This is a genomic window from Evtepia gabavorous, assembly GCF_003425665.1.
Lineage (GTDB): Bacteria > Bacillota > Clostridia > Oscillospirales > Oscillospiraceae > Evtepia > Evtepia gabavorous.
Genome location: NZ_QQRQ01000004.1, coordinates 48,067 through 68,627 on the forward strand (window position 1 = coordinate 48,067; position 20,561 = coordinate 68,627).

The 20,561-nt window shown below is 61.2% G+C and carries 25 protein-coding genes; 24 read left to right on the forward strand and 1 reads right to left on the reverse strand.

What is annotated here, in order from left to right; all coding sequences use genetic code 11:
• Positions 1-66 precede the first annotated feature (66 nt).
• The 12 genes from DV520_RS12245 to DV520_RS03650 all read left to right on the forward strand — a co-directional run bounded on the left by DV520_RS12245 (position 67) and on the right by DV520_RS03650 (position 9,609).
• Positions 67-957, forward strand: coding sequence for a stage III sporulation protein AB (locus DV520_RS12245; RefSeq protein ID WP_165850028.1), 891 nt, complete (start codon positions 67-69; stop codon positions 955-957).
• Positions 954-1,463 carry a stage III sporulation protein AB gene (locus tag DV520_RS12250; RefSeq protein WP_165850029.1) on the forward strand — a complete coding sequence of 170 codons (510 nt, stop codon included), beginning with the start codon at positions 954-956 and terminating at the stop codon, positions 1,461-1,463. The genes DV520_RS12245 and DV520_RS12250 overlap by 4 nt, the downstream gene beginning before the upstream one ends.
• 106 nt (positions 1,464-1,569) lie before the next feature.
• A complete protein-coding gene (gene spoIIIAC / locus DV520_RS03605; RefSeq protein WP_021920723.1) occupies positions 1,570-1,764 on the forward strand; it encodes a stage III sporulation protein AC in 195 nt (64 codons plus the stop codon).
• Between the two features lie 6 nt (positions 1,765-1,770).
• Positions 1,771-2,154: a stage III sporulation AC/AD family protein gene (locus DV520_RS03610; RefSeq protein ID WP_021920724.1), complete on the forward strand. Its 384-nt coding sequence runs from the start codon at positions 1,771-1,773 to the stop codon at positions 2,152-2,154.
• A gap of 8 nt (positions 2,155-2,162) precedes the next feature.
• On the forward strand, positions 2,163-3,257 hold the full coding sequence (locus tag DV520_RS03615; protein ID WP_242984640.1) for a stage III sporulation protein AE: 1,095 nt from the start codon (positions 2,163-2,165) through the stop codon (positions 3,255-3,257).
• Between the two features lie 9 nt (positions 3,258-3,266).
• Positions 3,267-3,755 carry a stage III sporulation protein AF gene (locus DV520_RS03620; RefSeq protein WP_021920726.1) on the forward strand — a complete coding sequence of 163 codons (489 nt, stop codon included), beginning with the start codon at positions 3,267-3,269 and terminating at the stop codon, positions 3,753-3,755.
• Complete coding sequence (locus DV520_RS03625; protein WP_021920727.1) at positions 3,752-4,270, forward strand: stage III sporulation protein AG; 519 nt, start codon at positions 3,752-3,754, stop codon at positions 4,268-4,270. The genes DV520_RS03620 and DV520_RS03625 overlap by 4 nt, the downstream gene beginning before the upstream one ends.
• A 10-nt stretch (positions 4,271-4,280) precedes the next feature.
• Complete coding sequence (locus DV520_RS03630) at positions 4,281-4,892, forward strand: SpoIIIAH-like family protein (protein ID WP_117141822.1); 612 nt, start codon at positions 4,281-4,283, stop codon at positions 4,890-4,892.
• Between the two features lie 142 nt (positions 4,893-5,034).
• A complete protein-coding gene (locus DV520_RS03635; protein ID WP_117141823.1) occupies positions 5,035-5,898 on the forward strand; it encodes a sensor histidine kinase in 864 nt (287 codons plus the stop codon).
• Complete coding sequence (locus tag DV520_RS03640; RefSeq protein WP_021920730.1) at positions 5,895-7,265, forward strand: CCA tRNA nucleotidyltransferase; 1,371 nt, start codon at positions 5,895-5,897, stop codon at positions 7,263-7,265. The genes DV520_RS03635 and DV520_RS03640 overlap by 4 nt, the downstream gene beginning before the upstream one ends.
• Positions 7,266-7,654: 389 nt before the next feature.
• Positions 7,655-9,169 (forward strand): APC family permease, encoded by a 1,515-nt coding sequence (locus DV520_RS03645; protein ID WP_117141824.1) that lies wholly within the window; start codon positions 7,655-7,657, stop codon positions 9,167-9,169.
• A 68-nt stretch (positions 9,170-9,237) separates the two neighbouring features.
• Positions 9,238-9,609 carry a hypothetical protein gene (locus DV520_RS03650; RefSeq protein WP_021920732.1) on the forward strand — a complete coding sequence of 124 codons (372 nt, stop codon included), beginning with the start codon at positions 9,238-9,240 and terminating at the stop codon, positions 9,607-9,609.
• Positions 9,610-9,876: 267 nt separating this feature from the next.
• Here the strand turns inward: DV520_RS03650 and DV520_RS03655 are convergent, their stop codons facing one another.
• Positions 9,877-10,620: an N-acetylmuramoyl-L-alanine amidase gene (locus tag DV520_RS03655; protein ID WP_021920733.1), complete on the reverse strand. Its 744-nt coding sequence runs from the start codon at positions 10,618-10,620 to the stop codon at positions 9,877-9,879.
• Positions 10,621-10,772: 152 nt separating this feature from the next.
• On the opposite strand from DV520_RS03655, the gene rsmA reads away from it, so the two are divergent.
• The 12 genes from rsmA (at position 10,773) to DV520_RS03715 (ending at position 20,486) form a co-directional block, all read left to right on the forward strand.
• The gene (rsmA, locus tag DV520_RS03660) at positions 10,773-11,639 is read left to right on the forward strand and encodes a 16S rRNA (adenine(1518)-N(6)/adenine(1519)-N(6))-dimethyltransferase RsmA (RefSeq protein ID WP_021920734.1); all 867 of its coding nucleotides are present in this window, start codon (positions 10,773-10,775) and stop codon (positions 11,637-11,639) included.
• Positions 11,640-11,717: 78 nt separating this feature from the next.
• Complete coding sequence (locus DV520_RS03665) at positions 11,718-13,481, forward strand: phosphoenolpyruvate carboxykinase (GTP) (protein WP_021920735.1); 1,764 nt, start codon at positions 11,718-11,720, stop codon at positions 13,479-13,481.
• A 207-nt stretch (positions 13,482-13,688) separates the two neighbouring features.
• Positions 13,689-14,177 carry a crossover junction endodeoxyribonuclease RuvC gene (gene ruvC / locus DV520_RS03670; protein ID WP_021920736.1) on the forward strand — a complete coding sequence of 163 codons (489 nt, stop codon included), beginning with the start codon at positions 13,689-13,691 and terminating at the stop codon, positions 14,175-14,177.
• A gap of 19 nt (positions 14,178-14,196) precedes the next feature.
• On the forward strand, positions 14,197-14,799 hold the full coding sequence (ruvA, locus tag DV520_RS03675; RefSeq protein WP_021920737.1) for a Holliday junction branch migration protein RuvA: 603 nt from the start codon (positions 14,197-14,199) through the stop codon (positions 14,797-14,799).
• 16 nt (positions 14,800-14,815) lie between these two features.
• A complete protein-coding gene (ruvB, locus tag DV520_RS03680; RefSeq protein ID WP_021920738.1) occupies positions 14,816-15,859 on the forward strand; it encodes a Holliday junction branch migration DNA helicase RuvB in 1,044 nt (347 codons plus the stop codon).
• Between the two features lie 142 nt (positions 15,860-16,001).
• A complete protein-coding gene (locus DV520_RS03685; protein ID WP_021920739.1) occupies positions 16,002-16,637 on the forward strand; it encodes a sigma-70 family RNA polymerase sigma factor in 636 nt (211 codons plus the stop codon).
• Between the two features lie 62 nt (positions 16,638-16,699).
• On the forward strand, positions 16,700-16,975 hold the full coding sequence (locus tag DV520_RS03690) for a zinc-ribbon domain containing protein (protein WP_021920740.1): 276 nt from the start codon (positions 16,700-16,702) through the stop codon (positions 16,973-16,975).
• Between the two features lie 284 nt (positions 16,976-17,259).
• Positions 17,260-17,739 (forward strand): CarD family transcriptional regulator, encoded by a 480-nt coding sequence (locus DV520_RS03695; RefSeq protein WP_021920741.1) that lies wholly within the window; start codon positions 17,260-17,262, stop codon positions 17,737-17,739.
• Positions 17,740-17,813: 74 nt separating this feature from the next.
• A complete protein-coding gene (ispD, locus tag DV520_RS03700; protein ID WP_117141825.1) occupies positions 17,814-18,545 on the forward strand; it encodes a 2-C-methyl-D-erythritol 4-phosphate cytidylyltransferase in 732 nt (243 codons plus the stop codon).
• The gene (gene ispF / locus DV520_RS03705) at positions 18,542-19,021 is read left to right on the forward strand and encodes a 2-C-methyl-D-erythritol 2,4-cyclodiphosphate synthase (protein ID WP_021920743.1); all 480 of its coding nucleotides are present in this window, start codon (positions 18,542-18,544) and stop codon (positions 19,019-19,021) included. Before ispD ends, ispF begins: the two co-directional genes overlap by 4 nt.
• Positions 19,022-19,119: 98 nt before the next feature.
• The gene (locus tag DV520_RS03710; RefSeq protein ID WP_021920744.1) at positions 19,120-19,371 is read left to right on the forward strand and encodes a putative Se/S carrier protein; all 252 of its coding nucleotides are present in this window, start codon (positions 19,120-19,122) and stop codon (positions 19,369-19,371) included.
• Positions 19,368-20,486 (forward strand): aminotransferase class V-fold PLP-dependent enzyme, encoded by a 1,119-nt coding sequence (locus tag DV520_RS03715; protein ID WP_117141826.1) that lies wholly within the window; start codon positions 19,368-19,370, stop codon positions 20,484-20,486. The genes DV520_RS03710 and DV520_RS03715 overlap by 4 nt, the downstream gene beginning before the upstream one ends.
• Positions 20,487-20,561 lie beyond the last annotated feature (75 nt).

Sequence of the window (20,561 nt, forward strand, 5' to 3'; positions counted from 1 at the left end):
TTTGAACGCATAGGGTTCGGACAGGCGTGCATAGAATGGAGACAACAACAGGAGGTGACAGACGGCATGGAAGGATGGGACAAGGTGGTGCCGCAGTTTCTCCGGGAGATGCTGTCCAGCCTGGACCCCAAGGCCCGGGACGCGGTGGAGGAGCTCCGGCTGCGAGAGGGATTTCCCCTGGCGGTGGTCCAGGCGGGGGAGGAGTGGACCCACCCCGCCTGGCGGGGGCGCCCGCTGACGGAGGAGGCGTTGCGCCGGGTGCTGGAGACCGCGGGGCGGGGATCGGTCCATACAGTGCTGGACCAGCTGCGCAGCGGCTATGTCACCGCCGCCGGCGGGGTGCGGGTGGGAATCTGCGGCGAGGGGGCCACCCGGGAGGGAGAGCTGCTCTCCTTTCGTCGGATTACCTCTCTGGCCCTTCGGGTGCCCCACGCTCTGCCGGGGGTGGCGCGCCCTTTGCTGCCCCAGCTGGCGGAGGGGGGAGAACTCTCCAATACCCTGATCCTCTCCCCACCGGGGCTGGGAAAGACCACGCTGCTGCGGGACCTCATCCGCTGTGTCTCCCTGGGGGAAGGGGTGCGTCCCCGGCGGGTCGGGGTGGCCGACGAGCGGGGGGAGCTGGGCGCGGGCGCCCTCCGCCGCCATCTGGGCCCCCGGACCGACGTGCTGGAGAACTGCCCCAAGGCCGCAGCCCTGCTGATGCTCCTGCGGGGGATGGCGCCCCAGGTGCTGGCGGTGGACGAGATCACCGCCCCGGAGGACCTGCGGGCCATACAGGAGGCCGCCGGCTGCGGCGTGACCCTTTTGGCCACCGCCCACGGGGGAAGCTGGGAGGAGCTGCGGCTGCGGCCCCTCTACCGGGAACTGCTGGACCAGGGGATTTTTCGGACCTTTGTGGTGCTCTCCCTGGCCCAGGGCAAGCGAGTCTATACTGTGCGGAAGGAGGGCATGCCATGACCGCGCTGTTGGGAAAGACCCTTCTCTTTGCCGGCTGTACAGCCTTTGGCCTGCTCCGGGGCAGCCGGCTGCGCCAGCGGACCGCCTGTCTGGGGGAGTTTCGCCGGACGCTGGCGGGGCTGGCCCGGGAGCTGGCCTTTTCCCTGCGCCCTGTGTCGGATTTGATGGCCAGCGCGGAGGCGGGGACCCAGGGGCCAACGGCGGCCTTTTTTCGGACCTGCCGCCGGCGGTTTGCCGAGGGCGGCCAGGAGAGCTGGGCGGAGAGCTGGACAGCGGCTCTGGAACAGGTGGCGCTGCCTCTGGAGGAGGCGGACCTTCGCCTGCTCCAGGAGGCCGGGGATGTGCTGGGCCGCTACGATGGGGAGAGCCAGCGGCAGGCCCTGGAAGGCCTTCTCCGGGGGCTGGAGGGACAGGCGGCGGAGGCGGCGGAGACGGCCCGCCGGCTCTGCCGGGTCTATCTGGCGCTGGGCCTTGCAGCGGGGCTGTTTTGCCTGATCCTCCTATAAAACTTCCTGGCATAGACAAGCTGGGCTGCGCATAGATTGGAACCAACGGAACAGCCAACAGAGGAAACAGGGACGAGTCCCTCGTCCCGGGGAAAGGAAGTCGGGAATGGACGTAGATCTGGTGTTTAAAATCGCCGCGGTGGGCATCTTGGTCTCGGTGCTGAACCAAGTGCTCACCCGGTCCGGCCGGGAGGAACAGGCCACCATGACCACGCTGGCGGGACTGATTGTGGTGCTGATGATGGTTGTCCAGAAAATCAGCGACCTCTTCGAGCTGGTCAAGACCCTGTTTGGACTGTGATGCGCTATGGATATGATTGCACTGGGCGCGGCAGGGGTGGTGGCGGCCCTCTGCGCGGTGGTGGTGCGCCAAAAGACCCCGGAGATCGCGGTGGTTTTGGTGGCGGCGGCCTGCGTGCTTCTGCTGTGGAATACCCTGCCTCTGCTGGAGACCATTCGGGATGTGATGGAGGAGCTGGCCGATTTGGCCGACATCTCACCCACCGTTCTGCGGCCCATGCTCCAGACCGTGGGACTGGCCCTGGTGACCAAGCTGGCCGCCTCCCTCTGCCGGGACGCGGGCGAAGGGGGCGTGGCATCCTTTGTGGAGGTGGCCGGCGCGGCGGCAGCGGTGCTGGTCTCCCTGCCCCTGCTGAAGATGGTGCTGCAGTTGGTCATGGGACTGCTGTGAGGCGCTGGGTGCTCCTGGTGGTCCTGGCTGCGGTCCTCCTGATGCCCACGGCGCTTGCCCTGGACCAGGAGGAAATCCTGCAGGACCAGAGCCAGTCCCTGGGCATTGAGGACCTGGAGGAGGCGGGAGAGGCCTACACCGGCCAGCATGACATTGAGGATGGCCTGGACGTGGGCGCCTCCTTCCGCCACATGGCCGAGACCGGCAAGGAGGCCCTGGGGGGCGTGGTGAAGCGGTCGGTTCGCAGCTGTGTGCTCCTGCTGGCGGTTACCCTGCTCTGTGGGCTCACGGAAGGGGTCAAGGCGGGGACGGGAGGCAGCGGCCTGGGGGTGACCACACTGGCGGCCACCCTGTCCATCACCGCCATCGCGGTGGGGGATGTCAACTCCCTGCTGTCCATGGGGGAGGAGGCCATTTTCAATATGGAGACCTTGGGGGACGTGCTCCTGCCCACGGTGTCCATGGCCACCGCCGCCAGCGGAACCCCAGCCATGGCGGTGGTGAAGCACGGGGCCACCATCCTCTTTTCGGACTTCCTGATCCGCCTGATCGACACCCTGCTCATCCCGCTGTGCTACGCCTTTGTGGCGGCCAACGTGGCCTGGGCGGCCCTGGGCAACGATGGGCTCAAGCGGATCGGCGGCCTGCTGAAGTGGCTGATTACCATTCTCCTGTCCGTGGTTCTGCTGGCCTTTGTGGGGTACCTGAACCTGTCGGGCGTGATCTCCGGCGGGGCGGACGCGGCCACGGTGAAGGCGGCCAAGTTCACCATCTCCAACATGGTGCCGGTGGTGGGCGGCGTCATCTCAGACACGGCGGAGACCCTGCTGGCCGGCGCCTCCGTGCTGCGGAACGCCGCGGGGGTGTTTGGCATGCTGGCGGTCATCGGCATCTGTGTGGTTCCCTTTTTGAACCTGGGGGTGCACTACTTAATGTATAAATGTACCGCGGCCCTGGCGGCCACGGTCTCCGCCGACGGACGGATCACCGGCCTCATTGAGGCCCTGGGCACGGCTTTCGGTCTGATCCTGGCCATGACAGCCTCCTGCGCGGTGCTGCTGGTGGTGGCCATGGTCTCCACGGTGTCGGCGGTGGTGGGATAGGAGGCAGCGATGGAGATCATACGAACCTGGCTGCTCAGCGTCACCGTCTCGGCCATGGTCATTGCGGCGGCGGAGGCCCTGATGCCGGCGGGGGCGGTGAAGCGGGTGGGCAAGCTCACCGGCGGCCTGATTCTGGTGCTGGGCATCCTGCAGCCCCTGGTAACCATGGATTATGAGGACCTTTATGACATGGTGTCCTCCCTCCCGGCCGGCGCCATCAGCCAGGAGACCTTGGAAGAAAAAACCTATGAACCCATGAAAGGAATCATAGAGGAGGAATTGAGTGCATACATTGTGGACAAAGGGGAGCAGCTGGGGGCGTCCTGCTCGGCCCAGGTGGTTTGTGCCCCGGGGGAGGGAGAGCTTCCCGTTCCCATCCGGGCCACCGTCACAGGCCAGCTGACCCAGGGGCAAAAGCAGGACCTGTCCCACTACATGGAGGAGGAACTGGACATTCCTCGTGAGGCACAAATCTATCGGAATGAGGAACTACCATGAACGGGAGAGAAGCCATGGGCCGCCTGGCCCAACGAGTGAAGGCGTCGATGGGAAGATACCGGCTGGTTTGGCTGGTGATTCTGGCAGGGCTCATCCTGCTGCTCCTTCCCACCGGGGAAAAGGAGGGAGAGGCACGGGAGGAAACCGAGCAGACGCAGTCGGCCTTCGACCTGGCCGCGACCGAGGCCCGCCTGTCCCAGGCCCTGTCCAAGATCCACGGGGCGGGGGAGGTTACGGTGGTGCTCACCGTGGCCAATGGACCCCGGCAGATCCTGGCGGAGAATGTGGACCGGGACGGGTCCCAGGGGGAGGAGAAGACGGAGACCGTGGTCCTCTCCCGGGGCAGCGGCAGCCAGGAGACCGTCACCGTCCAGGAAATTTACCCCCGGTATCAGGGCGCTTTGCTGGTCTGCGCCGGGGGAGATGACCCCACTGTGCGCCTGCAGCTTACCGAGGCCATGTCGGCCCTGACGGGCCTGGGCGCCGATAAAATTTCGATCAGTCAAGGAAAGTGAGGAAAAACCTATGAAACTCTGGAAACGCAATGCCATCGCCGCGGCCATCGTCCTGTTTGTCTGTGGGGCGGTCTATTTGAACTGGAGCTATTCTCAGGACACCGCCGCCGGGAAAAACCTGGGGGAGGCGGCCCTGGTGGGCAGTCAGAATGATCCTCTGCTGGAGAAGCAGAAGGAGGGGGCGGCCGCAGAGGAAGGCGCCGCCGGGGAAGAGGGGGCCAAGACCGAGGAGGGCGCCGCGGCCCAGGAGGGCGCGGACGCCGAGTCTGGTACTTACTTCTCCACAGCCCGCCTCAACCGGCAGCAGGCCCGGGACAACGCCCTCTCCCTGCTCCAGGAGGCCGCAGAGGATGAGAAGGCCGACCAGAGCTCGGTGGATCAGGCCAACGCGGCCATCCAGACCATGGCGGACTATACCATGACCGAGGCGCAGATTGAGAACCTCATCACCGCCAAGGGCTATACCGACTGCGTGGCCTTCCTGGGGGAGGACAGCATCAGTGTGGTGGTCTCCGCCATGGAGAACGGCATGACCGACGCCGACGCGGCCCGGATTGGAGAGATCGTCATGGAACAGACGGGTCTGAAAGCCGATCAAATTAAAATCATCGAAGCGGAATAATCCAGCATAAGCCCCTCCCTTACAGCCGAATCCCCTGTAAGGGAGGGGCTTGTTCCCGTTCTGCCCCCCTGTTATAATGGAGAAAACGATGGATGCCCAGGGAAAGACACCCCCGAAACCCATCTGACAGGAGGAACCCACCATGCCCAACCCGATGAAAACCCTGCTCCCCTTGGCCGCCGGCCTGGTGCTGGGGACGTGGTTCGCCAAGCGGCCGGTCCCGCCCCAAGCCCGTACCCTCTGCCCGCCCGCCGGCCAGGCCGGCATCCGCCGGCAGATGGAGCAGCTCAAACGGGAGTATGAGAAGCAGGATCGGATGCGCCGGGACTTTACCGCCAACGTCTCCCATGAGCTCAAGACCCCCCTGACTTCCATCTCCGGCTATGCGGAGATCATCCGGGAGGGGATGGTGAAAAGCGAGGACGTGGGGCGCTTCGCCGGCAAGATTTACGAGGAGGCCCAGCGCCTGATCACGTTGGTGGAGGATATCCTGAACCTCTCCCATCTGGACGAGGGCGCGCCCGGGCAGGAGCGCCGCCAGGGGATTGACCTCTACGCCCTGTGTGAAAGGGCTGTGGCCAGCCTGGCTGAGGCGGCCCGGCAGCGGGGGATTGCCATCTCCCTGACCGGGAGCCGCCAGCGGGTGGACGGCGCGGAAAAGCTCCTGGCGGAGATTATTTTTAACCTCTGTGACAACGCCATCAAATACAACCAGGAGAATGGCCATGTGGCCGTCTCGGTGACCCGGGAGGGGGACCGGGTGGTGCTGACGGTCCAGGACACGGGCATTGGCATCCCGCCTGGAGAGACGGACCGGGTCTTTGAGCGGTTCTACCGGGTGGATAAGAGCCACTCCAAGGAGATCGGCGGCACGGGCCTGGGCCTGTCCATTGTCAAGCACGCTGCCGCCTATCACGACGCCAAAATTCAGTTGGATAGCCAGCTGGGCCGGGGGACACGGGTGCGCGTGCTCTTTCCCTTGAGCCAGAGGGAGGCGCAGCCATGATGGGGACCATTGCCCCCCCGGCGGCCCGGGCCCTGGCACGGCTCCATGAGGCTGGGTTTGAGGCCTGGCTGGTGGGGGGATGTGTCCGGGATATGCTGCTGGGCTGTGCCCCTAAGGACTATGATCTGGCCACCTCCGCCCGGCCGGAGGAGACCAAGGCGGTGTTTCAGGGGGAGACGGTCCTGGAAACCGGCATCCGGCACGGCACGGTGACGGTGCTGCTGGAGGGCATGCCCCTGGAAATCACCACCTATCGGGTGGACGGAGCCTACTCCGATGCCCGGCACCCGGACGGGGTAACATTTGCTGACAATCTCCGGGCTGACGCGGCCCGCCGGGATTTCACCATCAATGCCATGGCTTATGCCCCGGGGCGGGGGCTGCGGGACTATTTTGGGGGGCAGGCCGATCTGCGGGCGGGATGCCTGCGGGCGGTGGGGGACCCCGGAACCCGGTTTCAGGAGGATGCCCTGCGGATTCTCCGGGGACTTCGCTTCGCTGCGGTGCTGGATTTTTCCCTGGAAGAGGAGACCGACCGGGCGGCCCGGCGGTACGCCCCCCTGCTGACCAAGGTGTCCGCCGAGCGGTGTGCTGCGGAGTTGGGAAAGCTCCTCTGCGGCCCGGCGGCCGGCCGGATTTTACGGGCCTACCCCGCCGTGCTGGGGGTGGTGATCCCGGAGCTGCTGCCCATGGTGGGCTTTGCCCACCGGAATGCCCACCACTGCTATGACGTGTGGACCCACACGGCGGTGGCAGTGGACCATGTGCCCCCCCGGCTCCCTCTGCGCCTGGCGATGCTGCTGCACGACATGGGAAAGCCAGATACCTTTTCTCTGGGAGAGGATGGGCAGGGACATTTCTACGGGCACCCCCGGCGGAGCGTGGAGCTGGCGGAAGGAATCCTCACCCGGCTGCGGTTTCCCCGGCGGACCCGGGAGCAAGTGCTGTGCCTGGTGCGCTACCATGACGCGGTCATCGAGGAGAGCCCCCAGCGGGTGCGCCGCTGGCTCAACAAATTGGGGCCGGAGCGCTTTTTTGATCTGCTGGAGATCCAGCGGGGGGATGCCTCCGCCCAGGCCCCGGCATATTGCACAAGGTTGGACCACCTCCGGCGCCTGGAAAAGATTGCCGGGGAGGTCCTGGCTGAGGCGCCCTGTCTGACCGTCAGGGAGCTGGCGGTGGGGGGAAGGGAGCTGTTAGCGTTGGGTTACCAAGGCCCGGCGATTGGAATGGCTCTCCGCCGGCTGCTGGATTGTGTGCTGGAGGGAACCCTTCCCAATGAGAAAACCGCCCTTCTGCAATATTTAGAACAAATTGATGCAAAAAAATCAGAAGGAAAAAGAAACAAATCCTCGGGCGAAACCTAAAAAAGAAAGTGAAAAATGTTCCTACCTGATAATTTTGCTAAAAAACTAAATTTTCTCTTTATTTTTTCTATACAGTGTGATATAATGAAGCCACTCAAAAGGTCTGTGGCTTCGTCAAAAAGACGAAAAAACAGATGGGGAGTACGGCTCAACCTGAACCCAAAAGGAGGGATGCGGTGACCCGGGAGGGTGCGTGAGAGGCAAGAAAGAAGGAAAAAAATAGAGTGAATTTTCCTCAAATGCAGGAAGACATTCGAAGAAAGCACACTCGAAACAAAAGAAGAAGTTCGGCCTGGCGCATGAATGAGCCACCCGCCAGACCGGAGACCGCGTGCGAATGATAGTTGAGATGATCCAATTAGAGTTCAACAAGAAACGAGGTAAAATGTATGAGTAATCAGGGAGAGAAAAAAGGCGTAAGCGCTATTGACTTTTTCTGCATTGGCTTTGGCGCAATCGTGGGAGTCGGCTGGGCCGTCTCCATCAACAACTGGATGAGCGGCAGTGGCGGCCCCATTCCTGCCGGTCTCGGTTACATCGCAGCACTGATCATGATGGTTCCCATCGCGCTGTGCTACTGCGAACTGGTTCCCGCCCTGCCCGTCGCCGGCGGCGGCATGGCATTCGCATTCCGTGCGTTTAATGACAAGGTCGCCGTGATTTCCGGCTGGGCGGCCTTTGGCGGGTTCGTATCCATCATTCCTTGGGAAGCCATTCAGATCACCGACGTTCTGGGGTATCTGATCCCTGGGCTGACCGACGGTGAACCCCTCTACTATGTGGCGGGCACCGGCATCCATCTGACCACCATCATCATTGGCGTGATTTGTTCTTTCCTGCTGTTCGCCCTGAACATGCGTGGCCTGGCTGCGGCGGCAGGTGTGCAGAAGATCCTGTGCTTCATCCTGATGGGTTCCGCTGTCGTCGGCGCTGTGGCCTCTCTGCTCCACGGCAGCCCCGAGCACTGGCAGCCCCTCTATGACACCAGCAACCCCATGATCTATGGTGACCCCAGTCAGGGTTATGTTGAGGCAACCAATAGCAGCATGTTTGGCGGTATCCTCGCCATCATGTCCTCCGCTCCCTTCTTCCTGGCCGGGTTCGAGACCATTCCCCAGGGCGTTGAGGAAGCTGGCGGCGACATCAAGTCCGTTGGTAAGACCGTGGTGCTCTCCGTTACCCTGGCCTGCGTGTTCTATGCGTTCCTGCTGTTCTCCTTCGGCTTTGCTTGGGATTGGCAGGAGTTCGCACAGCCCACTGCGGTCGGCGGCATCATGACCAACCCTGCGGCGGCAACCATGCTGAGATTGAGCTACGGCGGTGCTGCCGGTGAGTTCTTCTACTGGCTGATCACCATCGGCGCCATTGCCGGTCTGTTCACCACCTGGAACGGCTTCTTCATGTCCTCGGCCATGCTGCTCATGGGCATGTCCCGTGGCCTGCTGATGCCCAAGATCTTTGCCAAGCAGAACAAGAACGGCATCCCCGTTCCCGGCCTGATCGTCTGCCTGGGCCTGTCCCTCATCGGCCCCTTCCTGGGCGCTGGCTTGATCGGCGACATCACTTCCTTCTCGGGCGCAGCCTTCGTGTTGTCCTGGGGCCTGACCTCCTACTCCTTGGCGTTCCTGCGGAAGAAGGAGCCCAACCTGGAGCGTCCTTACAAGGTCCCCGGCGGCGCCGCAATGGGCTGGTTTGCCGGCATCGTGTCCACGGTTGTCTTCATCCTGTTGTTCATCCCCGCCAGCCCCATGTACATGAAGAGCACGGCTTGCATCATGTTCGTCGGCTGGATGATCATCGGCTTGATCCTTTACCTGGCCGCCAGCGGTCAGCGCAGAGGCAAGTCTCAGACAGAGCTGAAGGAAGGCGTGTTCCACGGCATGGAAGAGAGAAAGCAGGCCTAAGCCGGATTCTCTTAGTCCGTTCGGTTAATTCTGTGATTTGCTAATTTACGTTTTCAAAGGAGTACCCCATGAATGAAGCAGCGGCGGCCAGCAAGGCCTTAGAGGATGTTGCCAACAACCAAGTGATTATGATGGAGTTGGTTCTGTATGCGATTATCAGTATCGTGTTGATTCTCCTCATGGATCTTTGGGCAGGAAAAGTGATTGGAAACAAGCAATCAATGGAGTATAAGGTGTTGAGGATTCCGAAGTATATTTCTCTCTTCATCATCTGTGGCTTTACGGTGATTGTTGGAATCATGTGCCTGTATAACCAGGACTTTTCCGTGACCCGCAGCACCTTGACCTACTTTGGGGTGCCGTACTTCATCGGGTTGTTCTACTACCTGATTAAAATGTTGCGCAGAGTGCGTTCCGTGCAGAAGCGGCGGAAGCTCTGAGCCATTGGAAAACGAAACAAAGCGCCGGAGTGAGATCACTCCGGCGCTTTTCTATGGGGAGAACCGGCACCCGCGCGGAACGCAAAAAACCGAACGCAGAGGCGTTCGGTTTTTTGCAGTGTATTTAGGAAGAGAGAGAAAAGAGAGAGGTAATGTTGATTGACTTCTGTTTACATGCTTAGGATAGCATACGGGGGGAGAGAAGAAGTGGATAATTTACTAACTTTAAGTGAACAAATTATGAACATAAGGATCAAAAGAGAGGCGTCACTCCACCGCCACGAAATCGGCGGCGACATAGCCGACCTGATCGCCGAACTGAATCAGGTACCAGCCATAGTATTCGTTAATGACCGTCACCTGGGCGCCGTCGTAGAGTTGGGCGATGGGCGGCGTGTCAAAGTCAGGCCGGCTGTAAACATCCAGGGCGCCCAGCTCCGCCCGGACTTCCCCGGGCAGGGGATAGCTGTCAGGGAAGAAGGGAATGCCGAAATATTCTGTGAGGGAGAGCACGATGCTCTCCGCCATGGCGTCGATGTGGGTGACGATCCATTGGGCGTCGTCCGGGTTGTCGTGGAACCCCAGCTCCAGCAGGACCGCCGGCGCCCGGACCCGGCGAACCTCGCCGATGGTGGTGGTGGGTTCCGTGCGGACCAGGTTGGGAAGGGGGTAGATGGCCTTGAGGCCATCGGCTAAGAACTGGGCAGCCCGCATTCCCCGGGCACTTCCCGGGAAATAGAAGGCGATGATCCCCCGGTTTTGGCCCGCCTGGTCTTCGCCGGAGGCGTTGGTGTGCAGGGCCAGGTGCAGGTTGTAGTTCCCGGCATTGGAGGCCCGGATGGAGGAGGCCGCCGTCATGTCGGGGGTGTTGCGGGTGTATTGAATCCCCGAGGCAAAGAGCATGGGCTCCATGGCGTCTGCCAGGCGGTTCATCCACTCCTCCTCATTTCCCAGGCCGTTGACATATTCATTGTATTCTTGGGTGGAAGGTGACAAATAGATAATGGGCAAAATAATCCCTCCTTTTTTCTCATCCTATGCGCGGCAGAGATGGCTGGTCACCTCTGTGCTGCGAAAGGGAGCGGGGGCCCGGACGTGTGTGCCATTGCAATCCCGGCGGGCCTATGCTATGATGAAAAAAATGCCCACAGGAGGTATTGCCAATGGATCTGTGCAATCCCAAAGAGATTAAGGCCCTTTTGGGCCGCCATGGGTTTCGGTTTTCCAAGCAGATGGGCCAGAATTTCCTGATCCAGGAGTGGGTCCCCCGGCAGACTGCGGAGGCCTCAGGCGCAGCCCCTGGGGTAGGGGTGCTGGAGATCGGTCCCGGCATTGGCCCGCTGACCGCTCAGTTGGCCCGGCGGGGCGAGAAGGTGGTGTCTGTGGAGCTGGACCGCACCCTCCTGCCCATTCTGGCGGAGACCCTGTCAGACTATGACAACGTGGAGATTGTCCCGGGGGACATCTTAAAGACGGACATTGCCGCCCTCTGCCGGGAGAGGATGCCCGGCCTGCCGGTGGTGGCCTGTGCCAACCTGCCCTACAATATCACAACCCCGGTGATCACAGCCTTGCTCCAGGCCCAATGCTTTCAGGCGGTGACGGTGATGATCCAGCGGGAGGTGGCACAGCGGATCTGTGCCCAGCCTGGAACGCCGGAATACGGGGCCTTCACCCTTCTCTGCCAGTATTACGCCGACTGCGCGCTGCTGTATGATGTGCCTCCCTCCTGCTTTCTTCCCGCTCCCAAGGTGACCTCCACGGTGATCCGTATGACAATCCGGGAAAAGCCCCCGGCGGTGGTGGAGGACCCGGACCTCTTTTTTCAGGTGGTCCGGGCGGCATTTGCCCAGAGGCGGAAGACCCTTGTCAACTGTTTGTATCCTCTTTTGGAAAAAAGTGTGGAAAAGCAGACCCTGAGTGGTCTGCTCCATGCCTGCAATTTGACGGAGACCATTCGTGGGGAGCGCCTTACTTTTGCGGACTTTGCCCAATTAACGGGAAAACTAAAAGAAATCAGGGGAAGTTGAAGGATGTCACTTGCATAAAAAGTTGCAAAGAGATATAATGGAAAGAAGCTAAGGGTGGCTCTAAGGAGGGCATTTTACATGGAATTGACAAAAAATCGAGCCGTGCTGGATTGGATTGACCAGCAGGTAAAGCTGACCCAGCCAGACCAGGTCATTTGGATCGACGGCAGTGAGCAGCAGCTGGAAGCGCTGCGGAAGGAGGCTTGCGCCACGGGAGAGCTCCACGAGCTTAACCAGGAAAAACTCCCCGGCTGTTATCTTCACCGGTCCGACCCCAGCGACGTGGCCCGGGTGGAGAGCCGGACCTTCATCTGCTGTAAGAAACAGGAGGATGCCGGTCCCACCAACAACTGGATGGACCCGGAGGAGATGTATGCCAAGCTGCATCGCCTGTACGATGGTTCTATGAAAGGCCGCACCATGTACGTGATTCCCTATTGCATGGGTGTTGTGGGCTCTCCCTTTGCCAAGTATGGCATTGAGCTCACGGATTCCATTTACGTGGTTCTGAACATGGCCATTATGACCCGGGCGGGCCAGAAGGCTGTGCCCTACCTGGATGAACAGTTTATCAAGGGCCTCCACGCCCGGGCCAACCTGGACCCGGAGGAGCGGTATATTGTGCAGTTCCCGGAGGACAATGTCATTATGTCCATTAACTCCGGCTACGGCGGCAACGTGCTCCAGGGAAAGAAATGCTTTGCCCTGCGGATTGCCTCCAACCTGGGCCGGCAGGAGGGCTGGCTGGCGGAGCACATGCTGATTCTGGGGATTCAGAATCCCCAGGGGGAGGTCCGTTATATTACAGGTGCCTTCCCCTCTGCCTGCGGCAAGACCAATCTGGCCATGCTGATCCCCCCGGAGGGCTATCAGAAAAACGGCTGGAAATGCTGGTGCGTGGGGGATGACATCGCCTGGATTCGTGTGGGAGAAGATGGCCGGCTGTGGGCGGTGAACCCGGAGAAGGGCTTCTTTGGCGTAGCCCCAGGCACCAATGCCAAGTCCAACCCCAACGCCTTGGCCACCACCCAGAAGGGGACCATTTTCACCAACGTGGCCCTGAATTTGGACGACAACACCGTGTGGTGGGAGAAACTGGACAAGCATCCCCCAGAGCATGCCCTGGACTGGCGGGGCAATCCCTGGAGCCCGGAGACCGCCCAGGGACCCGCGGCCCATCCCAACTCCCGCTTTACCGCCCCGGCGGAGAACTGCCCCTGTATCTCCCCGGAGTTTAATAACCCCCATGGGGTGCCCATCTCCGCCATCATCTTCGGTGGCCGCCGGGCCAAGACGGCGCCCCTGGTCTATCAGTCCCGGAACTGGCGGCACGGGGTTTTCGTGGGCTCCATTATGGCCTCGGAGAAGACTGCCGCCGCAGAGGGTACGGTGGGAGAGACCCGGCGGGACCCCATGGCGATGCTGCCCTTCTGTGGCTACCACATGGCCGACTATTGGCAGCACTGGCTGGATATGGAGCGGGACATCGCCCATCCGCCGAAGATTTTCAATGTCAACTGGTTCCGCACCGATGAGAAGGGCGAGTTTATCTGGCCCGGCTTCGGGGAGAATATGCGGGTGGTGGAGTGGATTCTCAAACGCTGCTTCGATGAGGTGGGCGCCCGGGAGACCGAGATCGGCTACCTGCCCAACCCGGAGGACATCAACCTGGAGGGCATCGACGTGAGCCGGGAGACCTTGGCTGGCCTGCTGTCTGTGGACCGGGACCTCTGGCGCAAAGAGACAGAGGGAATCCACAGCTTCTACGCACAGTTTGGCGACAAGCTGCCCCAGGCGCTGCGGGAAGAGCTGGCGGGCCTGGAGGACCGTCTGAAGGATTGACAGAAACAACAAAGCTGCTGGCCGGAGGTCTGGTCAGCAGCTTGTTTCATGGAATGGAGGAGGGAACGGCAGGGGGAATTCTGCCCTGCGGGAACGCATTGGGATTCTCCTGGAGGCGGCGGCGCGAAAACAGAGGTGACCGGGTTGCACCCCTCCGGATTCCTATGCTATAATGGGTGCCGAATGCAGCAGAGGGGAGGAAAGAATGTGCGGATTCTTGGCATCGACCCGGGGTATGCCATTGTGGGATTTGGCATTTTAGAGGCACAGCGGGGACAGGCCCGCTTGCTTCGGTGCGGGGCCATCAATACCCAGGCAGGGGTCCCCATGCCCCGGCGCCTGCTCCAAATCCATGAGGATTTGGAGACATTGATCAAGCGGTTTGCCCCGGATGTCATGGCCATTGAGGAGCTCTTTTTCAACACCAATGTGACCACCGGCATTGGCGTGGCCCAGGCCCGAGGCGTCATCCTCATGACCGCAGCCCAACTGGGGGTCACCGTGTATGAATACACACCCTCCCAGGTGAAGCAGGCTGTGGTGGGGTACGGCAAGGCGGAAAAACGCCAGGTGATGGACATGACGAGACGGCTGCTCCATCTGGCAGCTGTGCCCAAGCCGGACGACGCGGCCGACGCAGTGGCCATCGCCCTGTGCCACGCCCGGTCCCACACCTCCCGGCTGAGCCGGCAGTGACAGGAAGGAGAGAGTTCCCGTGTTTTACTATCTCAAGGGCAGAGCGGCCCACTTGGCCCCCAACTTGGCGGTGATCGACTGCGGCGGCGTGGGCTATGCCTGCCGGACCACCAGTTATACCCTCTCTGGACTCCAGATGGGACAAGAGGTAACCCTCTATACCCATCTCAATGTCCGGGAGGACGCCATGGAGCTCTACGGTTTTGGAACGGAAAAGGAGCGCAACTGCTTTCAACTGCTCATTGGCGTCTCCGGTGTGGGGCCCAAGGCCGCGCTCTCCATTCTCTCCGCCACCACCCCGGAGGGATTGGCCACCGCCATCATTACCGGCGACGAAAAGGCCCTGACGGTGGCCCAGGGGATCGGGAAGAAGATTGCCCAGCGCATCCTTCTGGAGCTGAAGGACAAGCTGGCCAAAGGCCAGCTCCCCGCCGGAGAGGAACGCTATGGGGGCACAGGGGTGACGGTGATCCCCCAGAACAAGAGCTCGGAGGCCACGGCGGCGCTGGCGGTGCTGGGATACAGCCCGGCGGAAATTGCCGTGGCGCTGAAGGGACTGGATTTGGAGGGGCTCTCCTTGGAGGAGATTGTCCGCCAGGCCCTGCGGAAAATGATCAAGTGAAGGGAGGCAGGGCGGCATGAGCATCGACTTTTCCCAAGAGGAGGCCCAGACGACCCCTCTTATGACCACATCCCTTCTGGGGGAGGACGAGGGGGAGGGTTCCCTCCGTCCCAAGCGCCTGACAGAGTATATTGGCCAGGAAAAGGCCAAGGAAAACCTGTCCGTATTCATTGACGCGGCCAAAATGCGCCAGGAACCCCTGGATCATGTGCTCCTCCATGGCCCCCCGGGACTGGGCAAAACCACGCTGTCGGGGATCATCGCCAACGAAATGGGGGTCCATATCCGCATTACCTCCGGCCCGGCCATTGAGAAGCCGGGAGATTTGGCGGCCCTTCTGACCAATCTTAACGAGAATGATATCCTGTTTGTGGATGAGATTCACCGGCTGAACCGGTCGGTGGAGGAAATTTTGTATCCGGCAATGGAAGATTTTGCCATTGATATTATCATCGGCAAGGGCCCTTCGGCCAACTCCATCCGGCTGGATTTGCCCCGGTTCACCCTCATCGGCGCCACCACCCGGGCAGGGCAGCTCTCCGCCCCTCTGCGGGACCGGTTTGGGGTGATGCTGCGGCTGGAGCTCTACACCCCGGAGGAGCTGGGCCAAATTGTCACCCGCAGCGCGGGGATTTTAGGGGTCCCCATTGAGGCAGCCGGCGCGGCGGAAATTGCCCGGCGGGCCCGAGGCACCCCCCGGATTGCCAACCGCCTTCTCCGGCGGGTGCGGGATTTTGCCCAGGTCCGGGCTGGCGGCGTGATCACCCAGGGGGTGGCGGACCAGGCGCTGACGGCGTTGGAGGTGGACCAGCTGGGCCTGGACGCAGTGGACCGCCGCATGCTCCGCAGCATCATTGCCCACTATGCCGGCGGACCGGTGGGGCTGGAAACGCTGGCCGCCACAGTGGGGGAGGAGGCGGTGACTCTGGAGGATGTCTATGAGCCTTACCTCATGCAGATGGGCTTTCTCACGCGGACACCCCGGGGACGGTGTGTTACCCGGTTGGCCTATGAGCATCTGGGGCTTCCCTTCCATGGACAGGAGCAGCTGAAGCTGTGAGGCGGCGGAGATGAAGGAAAAAATGCAAAAGCAAATGGGGAAAAATACACAAAAATGACGGAGATTTTTTGTAATTTAGCATTAACTTGATAATTTGCTTGACTTTTCCTTCTTGTTACATTATAATAAAAGTGAAATTTATATGAACGCTGAATATGGAAAAAACACCAGTATTACAGACGAAACTCTCTGTGCACGGGCCGCGTCAGGGGACCGTGCCGCCGAGGAAACCCTCGTTCTCCGCTACTCCCGCTTGGTGCGTGTCTGTGCGCGGCCCTTTTTTCTGGCTGGGGGAGACAGCGAGGATTTGATTCAGGAAGGCATGTTGGGGCTGCTCTCGGCCATTCGGGAGTTTCGCTCAGACCGGGGCGCCCGGTTCCGCACCTTTGCGGAGCTGTGTGTCCGCCGCCGGATCATCTCTGTGGTGCGGGCCGCCGCCGGCGGAAAGCACTCACCGTTGAACGATTATGTTTCCCTCGATCCATCCCTCTTTTTGGCTCACCAGGATTTTACCTTCTTTGGCACGGCATATCATCAGCAAAGAAACCCCGAGGACGTTGTCATCCATGAGGAGAATCTCAGCACGCTGGAGGAGGCGATCCGCAAGGGTTTGACTGGGCTGGAGGCCCAGGTTCTGGCCTGTTATCTCCATGGCCTGTCCTATGCCGAGATCGCGGAAGAGGTACAACGGTCCACAAAGTCGGTGGACAACGCTGTGCAGCGGATTCGACGCAAGATTGCACAGTATTTATCCCGCGGCGAATACAGCGAAAGCTGATCGCATATTTTTATCCGACCCAAAGAAACCTGGGTTACAATGTCAAAGAGAGGGTTAACAGCATGTACGAAGACAAGACTTTAGTATGCAAAGAGTGCGGCAACGAGTTCGTGTTCACCGCTGGAGAGCAGGAATTCTATGCAGAGAGAGGCTTCCAGAATGAGCCTCAGCGCTGCAAGGCTTGCCGGGATGCCCGCAAGGCCGCTGCCCGCGGCCCCCGGGAATATTTCACCGCGGTGTGTGCCTCTTGCGGCGGAGAGGCGAGGGTTCCGTTCGAGCCTAAGTCTGATCGTCCCGTCTACTGCAGCGAGTGTTTTGCTCGGATGAGAGAAGCTTAATTTCTTAGAAATTACGCCCACCACGAACGGCGTCAGAGGAATCTGACGCCGTTCGTTTTTTCTTTGTGGGCAGGAACGAGGCGGTTCCCGGAGGGGGAGTTGGCCGGGAAAAGGATTGGAATGGGAATAAAAGGTTAAAATAAGGGAAAAGTTTAATGAAAAGATGGAAAAACCCTTGCAAATATGGAAAAATAACGATATAATGAAACCATTCGTACAACAAATCAAACTGTGGAGGAGTCGAAAGCCGAAGTACATAGGAGACCGATCGGGAGGTGAGGTCAATGTTCCGGATAGGAGATAAGATCGTCCACCCCATGCATGGCGCGGGAATTGTGGACCAGATTGTGACGCGGAAAGTCAATGGCGTCTTGCGGGACTATTACAGCCTGAAGCTGCCCCTGGGGGATATGCTGGTGATGATCCCCACGGAGAGTTGTGGGGAGATCGGCGTTCGCTCTATCCTCAGCGGGGATGAGACGGAGCGTGTCTTGGGAAAGATTCCCGACCTTCAGGTGGAGATGGACACCAACTGGAACCACCGCTACCGAGAGAACATGGAACGCCTCAAAAGCGGCGACCTGCTGGAGGTGGCCAAGGTGGCCAAAGGTCTCATGTTGCGGGACGCCCGGCGGGGCCTGTCCACAGGGGAGCGGAAAATGCTCCATTCGGCCCGGCAGATCTTGATTTCAGAAATTGGATTGGCCCAGTCCATCAGCTACCAGGAGGCGGAAGACCGCATGGACCGGGCCCTTCACTCATAACATGTAGGATACAGAGAACGTGGAATTGAAAAGGAGCCTGACAGGCTCCTTTTTGCCGTGGAAAGGAGAAGAATATGGATTTGCTGCGGAGATTGTTTCATCGGGAAGAGGCGGCGGCTTCCTTTTGCTCAGCGGTGATTGTGGCCGGGGGCCGGGCTTCCCGAATGGAGGGGATCGACAAGATTCTCTGTCCCATGGGAGGGGAACCCCTGCTGCTGTATACCCTCATGCCCTTTCAGACCTCCTCTCTGGTGGATGAGATTGTCTTGGTCACCCGGGAGGACCTGATGGTTCCCATTGGAACGCTGTGCAGCCAGCGGGGAATCACCAAGGTGCGCCGGGTGGTCAAAGGAGGGGAGAGCCGGACCGAGTCGGTTCTGGCGGGGCTGCGGGAGACCGATCCCCAGGCGTCACTCATTGCCATTCACGACGGCGCCCGGCCGTTTCTGCCCTTGGAGGTGTTGGAGCAGACCATAGAGACTGCCCGGCAGAGAGGAGCCGCCGCCCCTGCCCTTCCCGTGAAGGACACCATTAAGGTGGCCCAGGAAGGGGTGGTGCAGCAGACGCCGGACCGGGCCCGGCTCTTTGGCGTGCAAACGCCCCAGGTGTTTGAGGCCTCGCTCATCAAAGGGGCGCTCACCAAAGCCTGGGAAGAGGGCGCGGCCCTCACAGATGACTGTTCCGCCGTGGAGCGGATTGGGTTTCCCGTCTGTTTGACCCAGGGCAGTGAGGAGAATATCAAGATTACAACCCCCAGGGACCTGACCTGGGGAGAGGCTATTTTAGCGGAGAGGATGGGACGATGAGGATCGGACATGGATACGATGTACACCGGCTGGTGACGGGCCGGAAGCTGATTTTGGGCGGGGTGGACATCCCTCATCATCTGGGACTGCTGGGCCATTCGGACGCGGACGTGGTGACCCACGCCTTGATGGATGCCCTGCTGGGCGCGGCGGCCCTGGGGGACATTGGGCAGCATTTCCCGGATACGGACCCGGCGTACCGGGACATCTCCAGCCTGGACCTGCTGGGACGGGTGATGGCGCTGCTGGCAGCGCAGGGGTGGCGGGTGGAAAATGTGGACCTCACCATCCTGGCCCAGCGCCCCAAGCTGAAGGACTATCTCCCCCAGATGCGCCAGAACTACTCCCGGGCAATGGGGCTGCCGGTCACGGCCATCAGTGTGAAAGCCACCACAGAGGAGGGGCTGGGCTTCACAGGAACGGAACAGGGGATTGCCGCCCACGGGGTGGTCCTTTTGGAGCCGTTGGGAAAATAGAGGCTTCCTGCCGCAGAGAGAGGCATTTGGTCGGGGACAGCACCGCCCTCGACACAGTTCCGCTTCCCGCGCATACACTGGTGCGGGAGGAGCTTTTTATGGTATATCTGATTATGTGCCGATCCCTGACCTACGCACAAAGGGTGTCCAACGCCCTGGAGCGGGCGGGGATCCCCGCCCGGGTCCTCCGGTCTCCAGGGGAGATCTCACCCACCGGATGCAGCTATTCGGTGAAGATCGCCGCCCGGAACCTGGCCCGGGCTCTGACCATCCTGAACGGAACGCGGCTGCCCTATCTGGGCATCTACGTGAACGCGGCGGGATATGGTTACCGGGAGGTGGAACTGTGATCTATTTGGACAGTGCCGCCACCACGTATCAAAAGCCCCCTGCTGTATTCCGGGCAGTCCGGGGGGCCATGGCATCCATGACCAGTCCGGGACGAGGGACCTATGGCCCGGCGGCCCGGGCCTCCCGAACGCTGCTGGCCTGCCGGGAGGAGGCCGCCGCCCTCTTCCAGGTGGGGCAGCCCGAGCGGGTGGTGCTGACCTTCAACGCCACCCATGGGCTGAACATTGCCGTGCATTCCCTGGTAAAGCCGGGAGCCACGGTGCTCCTGTCGGGATATGAACACAATGCGGTGACCCGGCCTTTGGCGTCGATTGCCGATGTCCGCCTGCGGGTGGTCCGGGCCCCGCTCTTCTGTCCCAATCTGTTTCTGGAGGAACTGGAGCGGCGGCTGACCCCGGAGGTGGATGTGGTCATCTGTACCCATGTGTCCAACGTGTTCGGCTATGTGCTGCCGGTGGAGGAGGTTGCCGCCCTGTGCCGGCGGCGTCAGGTTCCCCTTATTGTGGACGCCTCCCAGTCGGCCGGGGTGCTTCCTGTGCGTATGGAGGACTGGGGCGCGGCCTTTGTGGCGATGCCTGGTCACAAGGGGCTCTATGGTCCCCAGGGAACCGGGCTGCTCCTCTGCCAAGCTGGAGGAGAACCCCTGATCGCGGGAGGAACGGGCAGTCTGTCCCGACAGCCGGAAATGCCGGATTTCCTGCCGGACCGGCTGGAAGCGGGAACCCACAACGTCCCCGGGGTGGCCGGTCTGCTGGAAGGGCTGCGGTTCCTCCGGCGGCGGGGAATCCATTCGCTGTTCTGCCACGAGGCGGCGCTGGTCCGGCAGGCGGCGGAGGGGCTGGCCCAGCTGCCCAGGGTCCAGGTCTACTCAGCGGGAGAGAAGGGCTGCCAGAGCGGCGTGCTCTCCTTCCGGGTGGCCGGCCGGGACCCAGGCTGGGTGGCGGAGGAACTGGGCCAGCGGGGGATCGCGGTTCGCGCGGGACTCCACTGTGCTCCGCTGGCCCATGCCACGGGGGGAACCGAGGCAACCGGCACCGTGCGGGTGAGTTTTTCTGCCTTCAACACCGGCCAGGAGGTGGAGCGGTTCCTGAAAACAATGCGGCGGCTGGGATAGGTGCCCACGAAAAGCGCCCTGGATTTCCAGGGCGCTTTTCTCAGAAGAAAAGGTGAAATTTCCTCTGCCGGCGGG